Source organism: Ensifer sp. CCNWLY38 (genome assembly GCF_037120565.1).
In the GTDB taxonomy this organism is placed as follows: Bacteria; Pseudomonadota; Alphaproteobacteria; order Rhizobiales; family Rhizobiaceae; genus Ensifer; species Ensifer adhaerens_H.
On the sequence record NZ_JBBBBO010000006.1, the window covers coordinates 188,125 to 204,776 of the forward strand.

The 16,652-nt window shown below is 64.2% G+C and carries 17 protein-coding genes and 1 pseudogene; 7 read left to right on the top strand and 11 right to left on the bottom strand.

What is annotated here, in order from left to right:
• Positions 1 to 94: 94 nt before the first annotated feature.
• Positions 95 to 475 (top strand): VOC family protein, encoded by a 381-nt coding sequence (locus V7S54_RS15020; protein WP_065373861.1) that lies wholly within the window; start codon positions 95 to 97, stop codon positions 473 to 475.
• Between the two features lie 68 nt (positions 476 to 543).
• Here V7S54_RS15020 and V7S54_RS15025 read toward each other — a convergent pair whose 3' ends face one another.
• On the bottom strand, positions 544 to 969 hold the full coding sequence (locus tag V7S54_RS15025; protein ID WP_065373860.1) for an OsmC family protein: 426 nt from the start codon (positions 967 to 969) through the stop codon (positions 544 to 546).
• Positions 970 to 1,126: 157 nt separating this feature from the next.
• Between V7S54_RS15025 and V7S54_RS15030 the strand changes: the two genes are divergently transcribed.
• The gene (locus tag V7S54_RS15030; RefSeq protein WP_065373859.1) at positions 1,127 to 1,609 is read left to right on the top strand and encodes a methyltransferase family protein; all 483 of its coding nucleotides are present in this window, start codon (positions 1,127 to 1,129) and stop codon (positions 1,607 to 1,609) included.
• 76 nt (positions 1,610 to 1,685) lie between these two features.
• Here the strand turns inward: V7S54_RS15030 and V7S54_RS15035 are convergent, their stop codons facing one another.
• On the bottom strand, positions 1,686 to 2,906 hold the full coding sequence (locus tag V7S54_RS15035; protein WP_065373858.1) for an amino acid aminotransferase: 1,221 nt from the start codon (positions 2,904 to 2,906) through the stop codon (positions 1,686 to 1,688).
• 17 nt (positions 2,907 to 2,923) lie between these two features.
• Complete coding sequence (locus V7S54_RS15040; protein ID WP_065373857.1) at positions 2,924 to 3,835, bottom strand: DMT family transporter; 912 nt, start codon at positions 3,833 to 3,835, stop codon at positions 2,924 to 2,926.
• Between the two features lie 116 nt (positions 3,836 to 3,951).
• On the opposite strand from V7S54_RS15040, the gene V7S54_RS15045 reads away from it, so the two are divergent.
• Complete coding sequence (locus V7S54_RS15045; protein WP_057255347.1) at positions 3,952 to 4,407, top strand: Lrp/AsnC family transcriptional regulator; 456 nt, start codon at positions 3,952 to 3,954, stop codon at positions 4,405 to 4,407.
• Between the two features lie 24 nt (positions 4,408 to 4,431).
• On the opposite strand, the gene fabF is transcribed toward V7S54_RS15045, so the two are convergent.
• The 3 genes from fabF to V7S54_RS15060 all read right to left on the bottom strand — a co-directional run bounded on the left by fabF (position 4,432) and on the right by V7S54_RS15060 (position 7,683).
• Positions 4,432 to 5,700: a beta-ketoacyl-ACP synthase II gene (gene fabF, locus V7S54_RS15050; protein WP_336408513.1), complete on the bottom strand. Its 1,269-nt coding sequence runs from the start codon at positions 5,698 to 5,700 to the stop codon at positions 4,432 to 4,434.
• A gap of 130 nt (positions 5,701 to 5,830) precedes the next feature.
• Complete coding sequence (locus V7S54_RS15055) at positions 5,831 to 7,024, bottom strand: acetyl-CoA C-acyltransferase (RefSeq protein WP_065373854.1); 1,194 nt, start codon at positions 7,022 to 7,024, stop codon at positions 5,831 to 5,833.
• A gap of 59 nt (positions 7,025 to 7,083) precedes the next feature.
• Entirely contained in the window at positions 7,084 to 7,683 is a 600-nt protein-coding gene (locus V7S54_RS15060) for a TetR/AcrR family transcriptional regulator (RefSeq protein WP_336408512.1), read from the bottom strand.
• 120 nt (positions 7,684 to 7,803) lie between these two features.
• Between V7S54_RS15060 and V7S54_RS15065 the strand changes: the two are divergent.
• Positions 7,804 to 8,013, top strand: a pseudogene (locus V7S54_RS15065) (helix-turn-helix domain-containing protein); the annotation flags it as partial.
• Positions 8,014 to 8,031: 18 nt separating this feature from the next.
• Here the strand turns inward: V7S54_RS15065 and V7S54_RS15070 are convergent.
• Positions 8,032 to 9,090, bottom strand: a complete 1,059-nt coding sequence (locus tag V7S54_RS15070) for an adenylate/guanylate cyclase domain-containing protein (RefSeq protein WP_065374005.1) — start codon at positions 9,088 to 9,090, stop codon at positions 8,032 to 8,034.
• Between the two features lie 152 nt (positions 9,091 to 9,242).
• Between V7S54_RS15070 and V7S54_RS15075 the strand changes: the two genes are divergently transcribed.
• Positions 9,243 to 9,701, top strand: coding sequence for an SRPBCC family protein (locus tag V7S54_RS15075; protein ID WP_057255354.1), 459 nt, complete (start codon positions 9,243 to 9,245; stop codon positions 9,699 to 9,701).
• A gap of 17 nt (positions 9,702 to 9,718) precedes the next feature.
• On the opposite strand, the gene V7S54_RS15080 is transcribed toward V7S54_RS15075, so the two are convergent.
• The gene (locus tag V7S54_RS15080) at positions 9,719 to 10,180 is read right to left on the bottom strand and encodes an Lrp/AsnC family transcriptional regulator (protein WP_141679366.1); all 462 of its coding nucleotides are present in this window, start codon (positions 10,178 to 10,180) and stop codon (positions 9,719 to 9,721) included.
• Between the two features lie 158 nt (positions 10,181 to 10,338).
• Here V7S54_RS15080 and V7S54_RS15085 point away from each other — a divergent pair, with 158 nt between their 5' ends.
• Positions 10,339 to 11,235, top strand: coding sequence for a DMT family transporter (locus V7S54_RS15085; protein ID WP_336408511.1), 897 nt, complete (start codon positions 10,339 to 10,341; stop codon positions 11,233 to 11,235).
• Positions 11,236 to 11,288: 53 nt separating this feature from the next.
• Here the strand turns inward: V7S54_RS15085 and V7S54_RS15090 are convergent, their stop codons facing one another.
• From V7S54_RS15090 to V7S54_RS15100, 3 genes are read right to left on the bottom strand one after another with little or no spacing between them, the layout of a single operon-like run.
• Positions 11,289 to 12,440 (bottom strand): efflux RND transporter periplasmic adaptor subunit, encoded by a 1,152-nt coding sequence (locus tag V7S54_RS15090; RefSeq protein WP_336408510.1) that lies wholly within the window; start codon positions 12,438 to 12,440, stop codon positions 11,289 to 11,291.
• Between the two features lie 15 nt (positions 12,441 to 12,455).
• Positions 12,456 to 15,599: an efflux RND transporter permease subunit gene (locus V7S54_RS15095; protein WP_336408509.1), complete on the bottom strand. Its 3,144-nt coding sequence runs from the start codon at positions 15,597 to 15,599 to the stop codon at positions 12,456 to 12,458.
• Positions 15,596 to 15,742: a hypothetical protein gene (locus V7S54_RS15100; RefSeq protein WP_176707543.1), complete on the bottom strand. Its 147-nt coding sequence runs from the start codon at positions 15,740 to 15,742 to the stop codon at positions 15,596 to 15,598. Before V7S54_RS15100 ends, V7S54_RS15095 begins: the two co-directional genes overlap by 4 nt.
• Positions 15,743 to 15,767: 25 nt before the next feature.
• Here V7S54_RS15100 and V7S54_RS15105 point away from each other — a divergent pair, with 25 nt between their 5' ends.
• Positions 15,768 to 16,649, top strand: coding sequence for a TetR/AcrR family transcriptional regulator (locus V7S54_RS15105; protein ID WP_336408508.1), 882 nt, complete (start codon positions 15,768 to 15,770; stop codon positions 16,647 to 16,649).
• The last annotated feature ends 3 nt before the right edge of the window (positions 16,650 to 16,652 follow it).

Here is a 16,652-nt window from a genome sequence, read left to right on the forward strand (position 1 = left end):
GGGCATTGGCTGCCTGGCTGTTCAGACACTTGCGGGGTTGCCGGAATGAGGCCCGGTGGTGCCGCATCGACCGTGCTCAGCTGGAGGAAAGGCAATGTCGGAAACGGTCAACGTCCGCTACATGGTCGACGATGTCGAGGCGGCGATCGCCTGGTACACCACCCATCTCGGCTTTTCGGTTCTGTCGAGCTATGCGCCGGCCTTCGCGGATGTTCAGCGCGGAGCGTTGCGGCTCCTGCTCAGCGGGCCGACGAGCTCGGCGGGTAGGCCGATGCCGGATGGCGAGAAGCCGGGGCCGGGTGGCTGGAACCGCATCCATCTCATCGTCGATGACCTTAACGCCGAGGTAGAGCGGCTGCGCCGCGCCGGCGTCACGTTTCGCAACGACATCGTCACCGGTCCCGGAGGAGCGCAGATCCTTTTGATCGACCCCTCCGGAAATATCGTCGAACTGTTTCAGCCGGCGCGCCGATAACGATCGCGCCCCGCACACGTTCGTTGACGCCGCGCGTACCGTTGGAGATGCGAGAGGCGGATCTGGTCTCAGCCGGCGCTGGTGTCGACCACTTCGAAATCATGCGTGATCGTCGCGGTCTTGGCGAGCATGGCCGAGGCCGAGCAGTATTTTTCGATCGAGAGCGAGATGGCGCGTTCGACTTTGTTGACCGCCAGCCCACGTCCCTTGACGATGAAGTGCATGTGGATGCGGGTAAAGACGCGCGGTTCCGTCTCGGCGCGGTCCGCATCGAGTTCGACGATGCAATCCTCGACCGGCTCGCGGCCCTTTTCCAGGATGTGGACGACATCGTAGGCCGAGCAGCCGCCAGTGCCGATCAGCACCAATTCCATCGGGCTCGGACCCGGCGTGCGCCCTTCCTCACCGAAGGCGGTTCCCAATACGACCTTGTGGCCGCTTCCCGACTCTCCGACGAAGGTCCGGTCTTCCACCCATTTGACGCGTGCTTTCATGTGTCTCGTCCTGTTGCAGCAATGTCCGGATCATAGACCCGCGCGGCCGATGACCTCCAGTTCACATACCGTTTCGAACGATTTTCGCAAATGCCCCGCTTCCGGTAAAATGCCAAGCCTGTGCCATGTGCGCGCGAAACAGGCGAGGATTGATCGGATGAACGAGACGACCGGAAATGCGCCTGACAGTTCCGGCGCGGTCGTGCACCCGCCGATCGCCTGGGTGCTGGCCGTCGGTGGCGGCCTCGTGCTCGACCGGCTCTACCCGTTGCCGTTCGTGCCGGAGATGGTGCCTGACGTTTTGGTTGGCGGCCTCGTATTTCTGGCGGGTCTCGCGCTGCTCGTCTGGGCAGCGATGACCTTCGGGCGTGCAGGAACCGACATACCGGTTAACCGCCCGACGTCAACGATCGTCGAAGCGGGCCCCTACCGCTTCACCCGCAATCCCATCTATACCGGGATGTTCCTCGGCCTGATCGGCTTTTCCATCGCCTTCGACAGCCTGTGGCTGCTGATCCTGCTGGTCCCCTTCTACCTCGTCATCCGCTATGGCGTGGTGGCGCGCGAGGAGGCCTATCTCGAGCGCAAGTTCGGTGACGTCTATCGGGCCTACAAGACGCGCGTCAGGCGCTGGCTTTAGATCATTTCATTGTTTCATCGAAACACTGAAGTGATCTAAGTCTTTGAAATTACGCAATTCCGGACGGAAAACCAGTTCACACTTTTCCTGGAATTGCTCTCGCGGCGCGGACGAAGGACGGAGCGCTTGAAACCGCCCGGAGCGCATCGGCCAGCCGCTCGACGTCGCGCGGCAGCAGACCCGCGATGTTGATGCGACCGTTCGCCGTTCCGTAGACGCCGAAGTCCTCGCGCAGCCGGTTCATCTGGCGCTGGTCGAGCGGCAGCAGGGAGAACATGCCCTTCTGTCGGCGGAGCGCCTGGAACTTATCCGTAGCGCCGCATCCGGCGAGCGCCTCGGCGAGGTCGCTGCGGATCTCGGCGACGCGGCGGCGGCTCGCTTCCAGTTCGGCAAACCACATCCCGGGGCTTTCGAAGAGGTGCGCGGCAATCGCGGCGCCGTGCTCCGGCGGCATGGAGTAGTTGGCTCGCGTGATCCGCTCCAGCGTGGCGCGAATGTTGGCGAGCAGGCCCCGGTCAGGTGCGATCACCATCGCCGCGCCGGTACGTTCGCAATAGAGACCCATGTTCTTGGAGCAGCTTGCCGCGACGAGCGCTGTGTCGAGTTCTTGAACGAAATGCCGCAGCCCCGCGGCGTCCTCTTCGATCCCGTCGCCGAAGCCCTGATAGGCCATGTCGATCAGCGGTATCAGCCCCTTGTCTTTGCAGAGTTTGGCAAGGAGCCGCCACTGCTCCGGCGTCGGATCGATGCCGCTCGGATTGTGGCAGCAGCCGTGGAGGAGAACGACGTCTCCCTGGCGGGCCTCCCCAAGATCCGCGACGACGGCGTCAAGATCGAGGCCAGTCTCGTTCTCCTGCCAGCGGAACGACCGCACGGCGAGGCCCGCGGCCGTCATGATCGGACGGTGGTTCACATAGCCGGGGTTCGTGTTCCAGACCGTCGCGTGCGGCGAGACGAGCGCGATGAAATCCGAGAGGATCCGGAGCGCTCCGGTGCCGCCAACCGTCTGGATCGTGCACTGGCGGTCGAGCGCTTCGGCACCTTCGCCGAGAAGGAGCCTGGACATCCCGTCGTTGAATGCCGGGTTGCCGGAAAGTGCCCTGTAGGATTTGGAAACGGCGGCGGAAGCAAGGCGCGCCTCGGCTTCCCGTACCGCCCGCATGACCGGTGTTTGACCGGAGGCATCGCGATAGACGCCGACGATGAGATCGATCTTGTCGGTCCGCCGATCCTGCCGGAACGCGTTGATGAGAGCCCACAACGGATCGGGTTCGGCGACTGGCAGAGCAGCGAGCATTTGGTTTTGTTCCTGAATTAGTGGCGGTTTGCCAGGATTACGCCCGTCGTGATGACGAGGATGCCGATGGCGGTCGCGAAGGCGAGTGCCTCGCCAAGGATCGGAATGGCCATCAGGCTTGCGAGCGCAGGCGCGAGCGAGCCGATCGTCGCGCTCCTGGCTGCGCCGAGCCGCGAGATTGCGAAGGCGTAGCCGACGGTCGAGACGAGACCGACGCCGAGTCCCTGGACCAGGATGAAAGGCAGCGCCTGATGCCAGGAAAATTGTCCGATATGCGAGGTAACGGCGCCCGTCAGGAGCAGCGGGACGAGGATGACGAGCGAGCCGATGGAGAGCAGCAGACCGTTGCTGATCGCATCCACTCCGGTGCGGCGCAGCCCGATCGTATAGGCGCCCCAGATGAGGCTCGCGACAAGCAGCAGGCCGACGCCGCGGAGGGTTTCGGTGGTCACCGCATGCTGCTGCCCGGCGACGATGCCGATGACGCCGGCAAGGATCAGCGCGAGCGGCAGCCAGCGCTTTCTCGGCACGCCCTTTCGCTCCAGCAGAAGGACGAGCAAGGCGACGGAAAGCGGCGTCGTTCCGGCAACGAGTGCGCCAACATAGGCCGCGGAGGTTGCTTTGGCACCTTCCGAGACGATGAAGAAAAACGGCACGCCGCCGAGCAAGACGAGGGCCGCATCCATTGGCCTGACCTTGCGAAGCGCGGAAAGGCGCTGGGGGATGGCCGGCAGCAGGGCGACGATCGGGATCGCGAAGCGAATGAGGGCGACGTCGGCGGTGGCAAGCGGCGAGGCCCCGATCGCCCGCATGGTCAGCGCGAAACCCGCCCAGACCAGCACGACGATGGAAAGCACGATGTAGCCGACTGTCGTCGGTGTCAGCCATCCGCTTCTCGATTGCTGAAAATCTGACGTCACGTCGGTCATGCGGGGCCTCATCGCTGGGATTGCTCACATGATATGCTTCTCGCGCAGTCGATTTCTTGCTATTTCACTCGCCGTTTGCATAAAGTTTGGCAGAATCTGCCATCGGGGAGGGGCGAATGGACGAAAAGGACATGCAGATCATCTGGGCGCTGCAGAAGGACGGCCGCCTTTCCAATCAGGATCTCTCCGAGAAGGTCGCGCTGTCTCCGTCTCCGTGCCTCAGACGGCTGCGCCTGCTTGAGGAGGCGAAGATCATCAAGGGCTATACGGCGATCGTCGACGAGGAGGCCTATGGTCTGCCGATCACGGCTTTCGTCCGCATCCGGCTCGAGCGCCATTCCGAGGCTTCCGTCGCTGCCTTCGAGCGCAAGGTGAGAACGATCGACAACATCCAGGATTGTTACGTCATGACCGGCGAAGCCGACTATCTGCTGCGGGTCCTGGTGACGAGCCTCAAGGACTACGAGCAGTTCGTCCGCACGCAACTGCACAATATCGAGGGCATTGCCGCGATCGATACCAGCTTTGCCTATGGCACGGTCAAGCGCGCGACCGTCTTTCCGCGTCTGTGAGCGGCCAGCGAATGCCGCGTCTCGTCACTCCGCCCAACGTCGGAAGACAACGCTGGCATTGACGCCACCGAACCCGAAGCCGTTGGAGATGGCATAGTCGAGCGACAGCTTTCGTGCCGCGCCGGCGACAAAGTCGATACCGTCGGCAGCCGGATCCGGCGTTTCGAGATTGCGGGTCGGTGGTGCGATCTGGTCGCGCAGCGCAAGCACGGTAAAGATCGCCTCCAGACCGCCCGCCGCACCCAGCAAATGCCCGGTTGCGGATTTCGTTGCGCTGACGGCGATTTCGCCGTTGCGGCCAAAGACCGACTTGATCGCCTCGATTTCACCCTTGTCGCCGACCGGCGTCGAGGTCGCATGGGCATTGAGATGGCGGATATCGCTTGGCCGAATGCCGGCCTGGGCGATGGCGATTTCCATCGCCCGCCGGGCGCCTGCACCATCCTCCGGGCCCGAGGTGATGTGGTGGGCATCGGCCGTCGTGCCATAGCCGACGAGTTCGGCGATCGGTGTGGCGCCGCGTGCCAATGCATGCTCCAGCGCCTCGATCACGACGATGCCTGCGCCTTCGCCCATGACGAAGCCGTCACGATCGACATCGAAGGGCCGTGAAGCGCGATCGGGCGTCTCGTTGAAACCGGTCGACAGGGAACGGGCAGCGGCAAAACCGCCGAGGCTGATGGTGTTGATGCAGGCTTCCGCCCCGCCGCAAATCGCAATATCCGCCTCTTGCGCGCGGATCAGCCGGGCCGCGTCGCCGATCGCCTGGACGCCTGCGGCGCAGGCGGTCACCGGCGCGCCGATCGGCCCCTTGAAACCGTGACGGATCGAAACCTGGCCGGCGGCGAGGTTCACGAGAAACGATGGCACCGTGAAGGGCGAGAGCCGCCGGACGCCACGCTGATCGACCGTGCGGACCGCCTCCGAGATTGCCGGAAAGCCGCCGATACCGGACGCGATCACCGTGGCCGTGCGCTGCTGTTCGATCGCGGTAGCGGGCTTCCAGCCCGCTTGTCCAGTTGCCTCTTCCGCCGCGGCCAGTGCCAACAGGATGAAGCGATCCATCTTGCGCTGGTCCTTCGGCGGGATGATCCGATCGGGATCGAAGCCAGCCATCGCGTCGTCCGCAGGGGTAGGCACCGTCCCGCCGATCTTGCTGCCAAGTTCGGCGACGACTTCTTCCGGCAGACGACGAAGCCCCGAGTTTCCGGCAAGAAGCCGCGACCAGCTTGCCTCTACGCCCGCTGCCAAAGGGCTGATCGCCCCCATTCCCGTTACGACGATGCGACGCATCGGTTCTCCTGACCTCAGTTGTGCAATCCGAAAGGAAAGCCGCAGGTGTTGTTCCTGCAATTGCTCGCGGATCCGAGCTGCAAGGCGCGAACGGCCGCAGCACGGATGACCTCTCTCATGTGCATGGTCCTCAGCGTGGGCGCTCGATGGCGATTGCGGTCGCTTCGCCGCCGCCGATGCAGAGTGCTGCGACGCCGCGCGAAAGCCCTCGCCGCGCCAGTGCGTGAAGCAGGGTCACGATCAGCCGCGCGCCGGTGGCACCGATCGGATGGCCGAGCGCGCAGGCGCCGCCGTTGACGTTCAGCCGGTCGCGGGCGATGCCGAGATCCTTGGCCGCGGCCATCGCCACCACGGCGAAGGCTTCGTTGATTTCGAAGAGATCAACGTCATCGACGCTCCAGCCGGTCTTTTCCAGCAGCTTGCGGATCGCAGGAATAGGCGCCGTCGTGTACCAGGCGGGTTCCTGACTGTGCGTCGCATGCGCCTTGATTTCGGCGAGGATCGGCATGCCTTCGCGCTCGGCAATCGAGCGGCGGGTGAGGACGAGCGCCGCCGCACCATCGGCATTGGCCGAGGCGCTCGCGGCCGTGATCGTGCCATTGGCGCGAAAGGCGGGCTTCAGGTGCGGGATCTTTTCGGGCGACACCTTCCGCGGATGTTCGTCGGTATCGATGACCGTGTCTCCGCCCTTGGCAGTGACGGTGATCGGCGCGATCTCGTCGGCAAAGGCGCCGGTTTCGATCGCGGTGCGGGCGCGTGTCAGCGTCTCCACCGCATAGGCATCCTGGTCGGCACGGGTAAACCCATAGGCTTCGGCCGCTGCCTCGCCAAAATCGCCCATCGGCCGGCCGGGCTCATAGGCATCTTCCAACCCGTCGAGCATCATGTGGTCGAAGATCCGGTCATGCCCGGCGCGATAGCCGGCCCGTGCCTTGGGGAGCAGATAGGGCGCGTTCGACATCGACTCCATGCCACCGGCGACCGCGACATCGATCGATCCCGCAAGAATGAGATCATGTGCCAGCATGGTCGCCTTCATGCCGGAACCGCAGACCTTGTTGATCGTGGTGGCGCCGACGGCATCGGGTAGGCCCGCGCCGCGGGCTGCCTGCCGGGCCGGTGCCTGTCCCTGGCCAGCGGGAAGCACGCAGCCCATCAGCACCTCGTCCGGGCGATCGGGTGAGAGGTGTGCCCGTTCAAGTGCGGAACGGATGACGTGGGCGCCGAGCGCGCTCGCCTGGGCCGGCGCAAGATCGCCGAGGAAGCGGCCGAGCGGCGTGCGCACCGCCGATACGATGACGATGGGGTCGGATGTGCTGGTCATGGTCCGGTTCTTTCCGGCTGGAGGGAAACCCTGAACGTTTCGTGGGGAATCTTTGCCTGCTACTGCAGTGGCGACGCCTGCGACGCCCCTTCGTCGGCAAGCAAACTCTCGGCCGCCGCCTTCAGGAACCGGTTCGAGAGTTGCTCGTCATCGACTGCGCGCGAAAGCACCAGCGCGCCGACCATGGTCGAAAGCGCAGCGATCGACCTGTCGCGAACGTCCTCGCCTGGTTCGGGTGGAACCACCCCATCGAGAATGTCGAGATGATTGTTGATGCCGGCCTCGAAAGCCTGGCGCAAAGCAGGGCTACGGCGGGCGGCTTCCGGTGCGAGCGCGGCCAGCGCGCATCCATCCGCCTTTTCACCGCGATGCAGATCCGAGAGGTAAAAGCGGAGCAGGGCGCGAAGCGGCTTTCCGGCCGCCTTGGAGACGACGCCGGTCCAATTCGCCACGCCCCTCTCCAACGCCTTGGAAGAGGCCTGAACGATGAGGTCGTCCTTGGATTCGAATTGCTTGTAGAAACCGCCTTGGGTCAGGCCGGCGCCCTTCATCAGGTCGTTCAGACCGATGCCGTCGAAGCCTCTCTCGCGAAAGAGGCGACTTGCGACCTCGATGACCGTTCGGCGGTTTTCCTCCGCCTGTGCGCGGCTTACTCTCATTGTCTGCTCCCATCAGGCAAATGCGACAAGGAGAATATATGGCGACCACCATCTATTCGTCAAGTATAGATGGTGATCGAAATCTTAATGGCGGCTTGAGCGGCTGCGACGAGTGCGCTCAGCTATCTCGCCGAATGGCGCATGCGGCTGGCGGAGCGAAAGCTACAGGATGGTGGCCAGTCGGTGGCGATGGTCGCGCAGTCCGTCGGCTACGCCTCCGAAGCCGCCTTCAGCACCGCGTTCAAGCGCATCATGGGCCGCTCGCCACGGCAGCGCGCGAACACTGAACGTCAGGTCTCGCCGGATCAGCCGTTGCCGGCCACGCTCTGACCCTTGGCCGGAGTGCCGTCAGGTATCCGGCAGGGTGAAGACGGCGCAGGGTGCTGCGATCCCACGCAATTTATGATCGCCGAGCGGTAGGAACGGCGTGGACGCAACGTCAGCGACGGCGCCTGAGATCAATACGGACCGGCCGAGCGGCCGGCACAGCCCCTCCAGGCGACTGACCAAGTTCACCGCCGGGCCGATGGCGGTAAAATCGAGCCGGTCGGCTGCGCCGATATTGCCCCAGAGAATATCGCCGAGATGCAGCGCCACGCCGAAGGAGAGCGGCGGTAGACCCTCGGCTTGCCGTGCCGCATCGAGATGCGCCATGCCGGCGCGGGCGGCGGTCACCGCGCGCACAGCCGCGTCACAGGCGTCGGTCGGCGAACCGCTGACCGGAAAGATCGCCAGGACGCCGTCGCCGATGAATTTCAGCACCTCGCCGCCAAAGGCGTGGATCGCCCCGGCCACCCGATCGAACCAGGCGTCGAGGGCCGCGATCACCAAGGCGGGCTCCGTCGCTTCCGACAAAACCGTGAAATTGCGGAGATCGGCGTAGAACAATGCGGCGCGAATGGTCTCGCCGGTGCCGCGGGTCAGCGCCCCGGCCCGGACGCGGGCGGCACTGCGACGGCCGAGATAGGCCTCGAGCAAGGCAGCGAGCGCCGCCCGCTCGGCAAGCGCTGCCAAGGGCGCGGCCGCAAAGCGGGTGACCTGACAAAGCTTCGCGGTCTCGTCCAGGTCGAAAGGGCGGGTTCCGGCCCAGCCGAGCGTCGCTCGGTCCGTCCCCGAACCGGTTGATTGTTCCAGCACCGGGCCCAGCCCGGCCAACCAATCTCGCCCTGCACCGCCGGAGGCCGCGCCGGCAAAGCCAAGGCTCTCGATCACCACGTCGGTCTCGGCCCGCCATAGCCAGGTGCGGTGGGCGATGATCGGATGCGGCACGGCCAGGCTGAGCGCACCGCCGGCAAGCGGCAGGTCGTCGGCGACAAGCAGGCGTCCAAGCCCGGACAGGAACCGGTCCGGCTCGGGCGAGGCGCTCGCTTCATCCACGAGCCAGGCGAGGGGCGCAGACAAATCCATGGCGAAGAGGATAGCGCCGGGGCCCATTCCGGCAAGGGCCTTGCCTGCAAGGTGGCGCCACAGGGCGCGCGGGTCTATGATCGCGGCAGCCCGGGTTCCGTGCTTCACCTTTCCTGAACCGGCGGGCAGGCCCAACAGCAAAGGGAAGACCGATGCAAGAAGCCCTCGTCGTCCGCCGCGAAACGCGTATCCAGGCGCCGCCCGCCGCGGTGTTCGCCCTCCTGACCGATCCGGAAAAGATCCTCCGCTGGATGGGAACAGAGGCCGACACCAAGGCGGAGCCCGGCGGTCTCTATCTCGTCAACGTAACCGGAGCGCGTTTCGCCCGCGGCTCTTTCCGTGAGGTGGTGCCAGTGCATCGGCTCGCCTACAGCTTCGGCTGGGAAGGCAGTGACATCGTCCCGCCCGGCTCCAGCCTGATCGAGATCGACCTGATCGAACAGCCGGATGGAACGTTGCTGCGTCTCACCCACACGGGATTGCCCAATTCCGAACAATGCGCCGGCCACGCGGAAGGTTGGGCGCACTATCTGGAGCGGTTGGGACAGGTCGCGTCGGGGCGCGATCCCGGGCCCGATCCGTGGCTCGGCCGTGACGGCAGCAGCAGCTGACGATCTGTCCTGATTGCTCAGATCGGCAGTAGCGCATCCGGCTTCACGTCGCCCACCGATGCGTAGGTATGCGTCTCCCTGACACCGGGGAGCGGCAAAATCACCCGTTCGAGAAAGTCCTGGAACAGCGACATGTCGGCAATTCGCGCCTTCACCAGATAGTCGAAGCCGCCGATCACCATGTGGCATTCCAGAACTTCCGGCGCCTTTGCGATGGCCTCGGAGAACCGCTCGAAGATATGCGGAGCCGTGTGGTCGAGGCGCACCTGGATGAAGACGACGGTACCCCGACCGATCTTCTTCGGATCGAGGATTGCTCGCACCGCTTTCACATAACCCTCGCGGAAGAGGCGCTTGACGCGCTGGCTGGTACCGGTCGGCGAGAGCCCCACCCGGTTTGCCAATTCAAGCGTGGTGCGCCGGCCGTCTTCCTGGAGCAGCCTCAGCAGGTTGCGGTCGATGGCGTCGAGACCTGTGATTTCCTGATTCACGCAAACTGATCCTCGATAGAGTGCATTTCACTCAGGTTTGGCGAAATCAGTATATTTAAGCCCGTTCATACCAGCAATAGCATGCGGCTTCCGCAGTCCGATAACCGTTTTCTGGCCGGACTGATCTCGTCGTCATGGAGGCAAACGTGCGTGTTCTGTTGGTCGGGGAAGAGGCCGCAAGCAAGAGGTTGGCGATATTTGCGGGCCTGGTCTTCGTCGCGATCACCACGGTCCAGTTCGTTGCCGCCCGCTTCAGCCTGCGCGAACATCTGACGGCCGCCGATATCGTCAGTTTGCGGTTTGCGGGCGCTGCTTTCGCCTTCCTGCCGGTCGTTTGGAAGACCGGGACTGCGAGGCTGAGGGCACTCGGCTGGCGGAAGGCCGGTTTGCTGGCCCTGCTGACGGGGTTACCGTATCCGCTGATCATCAACCAGGGGCTCACCCAGGCGCCGGCCGCCCATGCCGCGGCCCTCTCTCCCGCTTTTATCGTCTTCTTTTCGTTCCTGTTCTCGCGCATTGCGTTCAAGGACAGGGTCTCCAGCCAACGGGTGATCGGCATTGCCGTGATCATGGCGGGGCTCGCGCTGTTCGTTTTTCACGCAGGCATCGGTTCCGGCGACACCTTGCGCGGCGATCTTCTTTTTGCAGGTTCGGGCATCATGTTCGCGGTCTATGCGGTGCTGGTGAGGCTCTGGTCGGTCGATGCGGTCACAGCGACCATCGCCGTGGTCTTCTTTTCCTGTCTGCCGCTGCCGCTGCTTCACATCCTGGCACCGAGCGGGCTCGGTGCCGCGTCGCTGGCAGAAATCGTAACGCAGCTAGTGATCCAGGGGTTCCTTGCCGGCGCCGCCGCCGTCGTCCTCTACACCTTCGTGGTGCGCCAGCTCGGGCCGCAGCCGGCGTCGCTGTTCATGCCGTTCATTCCGGTGACGACCGCTTTGGTCGGGATGGTGGCGCTCGGCGAAATACCGGCGCCTCTGCAATTTGCGGCAATCGCGGTCATCACGTTTGGAATGATCTTCCCGATCCTGATGCGCGCGTAGCGATTTTCCGGGTGGAAGGGATGCTTCGGCTTCCATGGGGTGCCGGAAAACGCCTACTTTTGTGCCTGCTCGGCGGGCATCGGCTTGACCGGCGCGCCGGGGAAAATCTTCTGCAAGTTTCCCGCGATCACCTGATCGCCCTCCGAAACGCCTGACGTCAGGCCGATGAGGTCGCCGCTTGTCGGGCCGAGGGTGACCAGCCGCTGCTCGACCGTGTCGCCCTTGCCGACGACATAGATGTATTTTCCAAGCTGGCTCGAGCCGAGTGCCGTTTCCGGCACCATCAGCACATTTGGTTCGTCGCGGACCTTCAGTCGCACACGGACATATTGGCCGGGAAGCAGGGACAGATCGGTATTGTCGATCGTCGCGCGCGCGATGACCGTTCCGGTATTGCCCTCGACCGTATTGTTGATGAAGCTGAGGTCGCCCCGATAGCGCGGCTCCTCGTCGCCGGGCAGAAGCACTTCCGCCTCCACCTTGCCCTTTGCCCGAGCCTTCTGGATGTCGGCGAGTTCCGTTTCGCTCGGGTTGAACGAGACATAGATCGGCGAAAGCTGCACGAGGTTGTTGAGGGGCGTTCCGGTGGTATTGCTGACGAGCGTTCCCTCGGATGCCTGGTTGCGGCCAAGCCGGCCGGCGAAGGGCGCTCGTATTTCGGTGTAGTCGAAGTTGATCTCGGCCGTGCGCACCGCCGCTCGCGACATCGCCAGCGCCGCTTCCGCCTGATGCACGGCGCTCTGGCGCTGGTCGAAACTGTCCTTGTCCAGATAGCCCGTAGTCGCGAGCTCGTTGCCGCGCGTGAGGTTGGACTGAAGATAGGCAAGCGATGCCTGGTCGCGCTCGACCTGGGCCTTCGCCTGATCGAGTTCTGCACGATAGTCGCGGGCGTCGATCCGGTAGAGAAGGTCGCCTTCCTTCACATCCGAACCGTCGGGAGCCGCCTGCGATTCGATGTAGCCGGTGACCTTGGCGCGAAGCGTCACGTTGCGGATCGCCTCGGTGCGCGCCGAATAGTCGAGATAGATCGGGATCGTCTTCTTGACCACCGCTGCGACCGGAACGGGCATCGCCTGCTGCGGCGGACCCACCGCCGCGCCGGCGTCGCCGCCTTTCAGCTCAAAGCCGCCGTTCTTGTAGTGATAGGCTGCAGCGAGGGCGGCGATCGCGACCGCTGCGGCAAGGACCAGTCTCGAACCACGCATGTCAGGCTCCAATTCCTATTCGGCCGCCTCCGGCTCGCGGCTCTGGCCGATCGGCGTCGAGGACGTACGCTCGCGCCATTGCTCGATGACCGCGTAGAACACCGGGACGAAGATGAGTGTGAGAATGGTTGCCGCCAGCATGCCGCCGAAGACGGTGGTGCCGATCGACTGGCGGCTGGCAGCACCCGCGCCTCTGGCATACATCAGCGGCAGCACGCCGAGGATGAAGGCAAAGGCCGTCATCAGGATCGGCCGCAGGCGCAGGCGCGCCGCTTCCGCCGCGGCCGCGACCACGTCAAGACCCTCCTCGCGTCGTCGTCTTGCAAACTCGACGATCAGGATGGCGTTCTTGGCGGCAAGTCCTACCAGCATCACGAAACCGATCTGCGAATAGACGTCGATCTGCATTCCGCGCAGCCACAGCGCCGAAAGCGCACCCAAAAGCGCGAGCGGCACCGACAGCAGCACCATGAACGGCATCGACCAGCTTTCATACTGGGCGGCCAGGATCAGGAAGCAGAAGACGAGCGCGAGCGCGAAGACGAGCGCGGCAATCGAGCCTGCGCGGATCTCCTGATAGGTAATGCCGGTCCACTCGAATGTGTAGTCCCGCGGCAGCGTCGTGCGGGCGACGCGCTCCATCGCCGCCACCGCCTGGCTCGAGCTGAAGCCGGGCGCTGCCGCGCCGTTGATCAGCGCTGAGGGGTAATTGTTGTAGTGCGTGATGGTCTCGGGGCCGACCGTCGGCTTGAAGGTTCCGAGCGTGTTGAGCGGAACCATTTCGCCTTCGGTGTTGCGTACATAGAGGCGGGAAAGATCTGTCGCCGACGCCCGCGCACCCTGGTCGGCCTGTAGCGTCACGCGGAAGGTGCGGCCGAAGATGTTGAAGTCGTTGACATAGAGCGAGCCGAAATAGATCTGCAGCGTGCTGAAGATGTCCGGAAGGCTGAGCCCGAGGAGTTTCGCCTTGTCGCGGTCGAGGTCGTAGTCGAATTGCGGGCTCGAGGTGCTGAAGGTGGTGAAGAGCTGGTAGGGATTGATCTCCGGCTGCTTGCGCGCCTCGGCAATCAGCGCCTGGGTCGCGTCGCTCAGCGCCTGCGCGCTGCGCCCGCCGAGATCCTCCACCTGGAATTCGAAGCCGCCGGTCGCGCCGAGCCCCTGGATCGACGGCGGATCGAAGGCGAGTACCAGCGCATCCGGGATTTGCAGCAGTTGCGGCATTACCGCCTCGCGAAGCGCCGAGGCGCCCTGTTCGGGCGGACGTTCGTCCCATGGCTTCAAGACGGCGAACTGCACGGCGGAATTCGACTGGGCGGCGAAGGACAGGAAGTTGAAGCCGACGACGGAGCCGACGAAATCGACGCCGGCGGTACCACGCAGGATCTCTTCGGATCGCCGTGCAACGGCCTCGGTGCGTTCGAGCGAGGCGCCGTCCGGTAGCTGGATGACGACGAAGAAATAGCCCTGGTCCTCGACCGGCAGGAAGGTCGACGGAATGCGCTGCCACAAGGCATAGGTGGACCCGATCGCGACGAGGAAAAGGGCAAACAGCGCCCAGCGCCAGCGCACGAGCCCCGCGACGCTGTGCGCATATCCGTGCGACAGCGCATGGAAGCCCGAATTGAACCAGCGGAAGAGGGCGAAGCGCGGCTCGCCGCGATAGCGAAGGAACGCGGCGCTCAAGGCCGGGCTCAGGGTCAGCGAATTGAAGGCGGAAAAGGCGACGGAGATCGCAACCGTCAGGGCGAACTGGTTATAAAGGCTGCCGGCGACGCCCGGAATGAAGGCGACCGGGATGAACACGGCGAGCAGCACGGCTGTCGTTGCGATGATCGGGCCGGTTACCTCCTGCATGGCCTTTTTGGTGGCGGCAAGCGGCGGCAATCCGGCCTCGAGCTGGCGCTCGACGTTCTCAACGACGACGATCGCGTCGTCGACCACCAGCCCGATGGCAAGCACCATGCCGAGCAGGCTCAGCATGTTGAGCGAGAAGCCGAAAAGATACATGACGACGAGCGTCGCGATCAGCGAGACCGGAATGGCGATCGTCGGGATGATGGTCGTGCGCAGGTTCTGCAGGAAGATGAAGACGACAAAAACGACGAGGGCAAGCGCCTCGAGCAGGGTGAAGACCACATCCTTCATCGCCGCCGAGACGAAACGCGTGGTGTCGTAGAACATGTGATAGGCGATGCCGGCGGGGAAGCGCTGCGACAGCTCGTCCATTTTCGCCTGCACGCGGCTCTGCAGGTCGAGCGCGTTGGAGCCCGGCGCCTGGAAGACGGCAAGCACGACGCTCTCCTTGCCGTTGAAGGTGACCGAGGACGAATAGAGCAGAGCGCCGAGCTCGATGCGTGCGATGTCGCGCAATCTGGTTGTCGCGCCGGTCGTCTGGTCGGCCCGAAGCACGATGTCGCCGAACTGCGAGGGATCGCTCAATCGCCCGAGCGCGTTGATCTGCATCTCGAAGGGCGTGCCTGCTGGCGCCGGCGATTGCCCGATCTTGCCGCCCGCGACCTGGATATTCTGCTCGGCGATGACGTTCTGGACGTCGACGGCGGTGATGCCGAGATTGGCCATGCGATCCGGATCGAGCCAGACGCGCATCGAATAGCGGCGCTCACCGAAAAGCTGCACGTCCCCGACGCCCGGCAGGCGCTTCAGCGGATCAAGGATCTGCAGGTAGGCGTAGTTGCTGACCGAGGCGAAATCGACCGAATTGTCCGGCGAATCCAGGCTGACGAGCACGGTGAAATTGGGGATCTGCTTGGCGATGGTGACGCCGGTCTGGTTGACGAGCGCCGGAAGCGAGGAGGCCGCCTGGGACACACGGTTCTGGACGTCGAGTGCCGCGACGTCGATCGGATAACCCACCTCGAAGGAAATGATGATGCGCGACGAGCCGTCGTTTGAACTCGTCGAGGTCATGTAGAGCATGCCCGGCACGCCGTTGATCTGCTGTTCGAGCGGCGTCGTCACCGTGTCGGCGACCACCTGCGCGCTGGCGCCCGGATAATTGGCGGCGACGACGATCTGCGGCGGCGTCACATCGGGAAACTGCGAGATCGGCAGCAGGAAATAGCAGATGCCGCCGGCAAGCGTCATGATGATCGCGATGGCCGATGCGAAGATCGGCCGGTGAATGAAGAAGTCGATCATGGCGGGATCGATCCTTTGCAGGCGCCGCAATCGTGGCGGGCGGCATAGCGGAGCATTTCGAAACCGGGCGTGCGCAAGCCCGCCGCGCGGACCTTCCGGTCAGCGACGCTCTCCTCAGCCTTCAGCCCATCGAGCATGCGCATCATAAGGCTCCAGCACGAGATCATGATGGGCCGGATCGACCCAAATCACGAGCGTTATCGAATCTTAAAAGTCTCTGCGGTGTGCGCTCTGACTAAAAGACGCCTGACGACCGCGCCCACCGACACTGCGCTAGAAATTTTTCTGCGGTTACCGCCGTCTCCGGAAGGCCTTCGCGGCAAGCGGCTACTCCTCTGTGCCGCGTTGGCGAAAATGTTACTGGTCGGTAACAGCGCTGCATGTTATCGACCAATGACAGGGCGTCAAGGGCAAGATTTTTCACGCCGACCACGCCGGGCCAATGCGATGACAACGGATTTCCGCAAGCCATCACGTCGTTCGCCGCGCGATCGCATCGTCGAGGCTGCGCGAGACCTCTTTCGCCGGCACGGCATTCGCGGAACCGGCGTCGATGCGATCGCCGATGCCGCCGACAGCAACAAGATGACGCTCTACCGCCACTTCAATTCGAAGGATGAGCTGATCGTCGAATGCCTGCGCCATGCGGGAATGGAGATGGACGGCTTCTGGCGCGAACTGGAAGACGCACATCCCGGCGACGGACTGGGGCAGCTCAGGGCCTGGGTCCGGCGGATCGCCGATCATCTCGGTGACGACAAGTGCCAATGCGAAATGATGAGCGCCGCCGTGCAACTGACCGACGAGGATCATCCCGGGCGCTCGGTGATCCGCATGTTCAAGGACGCGCAACGCGACCGCGTCGTGGAGCTCTGTCGCAGGGCTGGCGTCGCCGATGCGGAACTGCTTTGCGACACGCTGCTGCTGTTGATCGAGGGCGCGCGCGCCGCTCAGCAAAGCAGCGGTGCCGAAGGGCCGAGCGCCCGTTTTGCGGAGATCGCCGACGCGGCGATCCTGTCCTTTGCCGGCAGCGGTGCCGCTTTCAAGTAGCAG

What these genes read in the sequence shown, in the direction of transcription:
- V7S54_RS15035 (WP_065373858.1), bottom strand. Translation starts at nt 2,906, where the DNA reads ATGCTCGCTGCTCTGCCAGTCGCCGAACCCGATCCGTTGTGGGCTCTC.
- V7S54_RS15100 (WP_176707543.1), bottom strand. Translation starts at nt 15,742, where the DNA reads ATGCGCATGCTCGATGGGCTGAAGGCTGAGGAGAGCGTCGCTGACCGG.
- fabF (WP_336408513.1), bottom strand. Translation starts at nt 5,700, where the DNA reads ATGCGTCGCATCGTCGTAACGGGAATGGGGGCGATCAGCCCTTTGGCA.
- V7S54_RS15095 (WP_336408509.1), bottom strand. Translation starts at nt 15,599, where the DNA reads ATGATCGACTTCTTCATTCACCGGCCGATCTTCGCATCGGCCATCGCG.
- V7S54_RS15070 (WP_065374005.1), bottom strand. Translation starts at nt 9,090, where the DNA reads ATGGATTTGTCTGCGCCCCTCGCCTGGCTCGTGGATGAAGCGAGCGCC.
- V7S54_RS15025 (WP_065373860.1), bottom strand. Translation starts at nt 969, where the DNA reads ATGAAAGCACGCGTCAAATGGGTGGAAGACCGGACCTTCGTCGGAGAG.
- V7S54_RS15060 (WP_336408512.1), bottom strand. Translation starts at nt 7,683, where the DNA reads ATGAGAGTAAGCCGCGCACAGGCGGAGGAAAACCGCCGAACGGTCATC.
- V7S54_RS15055 (WP_065373854.1), bottom strand. Translation starts at nt 7,024, where the DNA reads ATGACCAGCACATCCGACCCCATCGTCATCGTATCGGCGGTGCGCACG.
- V7S54_RS15105 (WP_336408508.1), top strand. Translation starts at nt 15,768, where the DNA reads ATGGGCCGGATCGACCCAAATCACGAGCGTTATCGAATCTTAAAAGTC.
- V7S54_RS15040 (WP_065373857.1), bottom strand. Translation starts at nt 3,835, where the DNA reads ATGACCGACGTGACGTCAGATTTTCAGCAATCGAGAAGCGGATGGCTG.
- V7S54_RS15090 (WP_336408510.1), bottom strand. Translation starts at nt 12,440, where the DNA reads ATGCGTGGTTCGAGACTGGTCCTTGCCGCAGCGGTCGCGATCGCCGCC.
- V7S54_RS15045 (WP_057255347.1), top strand. Translation starts at nt 3,952, where the DNA reads ATGGACGAAAAGGACATGCAGATCATCTGGGCGCTGCAGAAGGACGGC.
- V7S54_RS15020 (WP_065373861.1), top strand. Translation starts at nt 95, where the DNA reads ATGTCGGAAACGGTCAACGTCCGCTACATGGTCGACGATGTCGAGGCG.
- V7S54_RS15030 (WP_065373859.1), top strand. Translation starts at nt 1,127, where the DNA reads ATGAACGAGACGACCGGAAATGCGCCTGACAGTTCCGGCGCGGTCGTG.
- V7S54_RS15075 (WP_057255354.1), top strand. Translation starts at nt 9,243, where the DNA reads ATGCAAGAAGCCCTCGTCGTCCGCCGCGAAACGCGTATCCAGGCGCCG.